The organism is Nocardia ninae NBRC 108245, assembly GCF_007990755.1.
Classification (GTDB): domain Bacteria; phylum Actinomycetota; class Actinomycetes; order Mycobacteriales; family Mycobacteriaceae; genus Nocardia; species Nocardia ninae.
The window spans coordinates 1-513 of record NZ_BJXA01000204.1 but is presented as its reverse complement, the minus strand read 5'-3'; the positions used below and the strand labels follow the sequence as shown (position 1 = coordinate 513).

Annotated in this window: 1 protein-coding gene; it reads left to right on the top strand. The window is 64.1% G+C overall.

Features of this window, described 5'->3' with window-relative positions; genetic code table 11:
* Window positions 1–90 precede the first annotated feature (90 nt).
* A complete protein-coding gene (locus NN4_RS44690; RefSeq protein WP_147144487.1) occupies window positions 91–483 on the top strand; it encodes a YciI family protein in 393 nt (130 codons plus the stop codon).
* Window positions 484–513 lie beyond the last annotated feature (30 nt).

Here is a 513-nt window from a genome sequence, read left to right as displayed (position 1 = left end):
TGCAAGGTATGTCGACAGCGTGGTGTCGGCTCCGACGTTTCAGGTAAGGATGGGTCATCGGGGCGCATCCGTGATCGTGAAGGAGCCGTGATGAAGTACGTGATCCTGATTCACTCCAACCCGCAGCCCTGGGGGCATCCGACGAGTGACTATCTGCCCGAGTATCAGGCGATGCCGCAGCAAGAGCGGGACCGGGTGAACTCCGATTTCGAGAAGTTGCTCGGCGAGATGCAGGACAAGGGTGAGCTGCTGACAGGGGAGGCGCTCGGGGCGCCGGAGTCGTCGCGGCTGTACCGGTGGGGTGACGGCAAGCCGCTGGTGACCGATGGCCCGTATTCGGAGGCCAAGGAGCATTTGGCGGGGTTGTTCCTGATCGATGTCGAAAACCACGCTCGCGCAGAGGAGATCGCCGCGCAGTTCGCCGGTCCCGGTGAAACCGTCGAACTGCGGCCCGCGATGGGATCGGGCGGCGAGGACCAGTGAGCAACCGGGTGGTGCAGGAGGTGTGGCGGC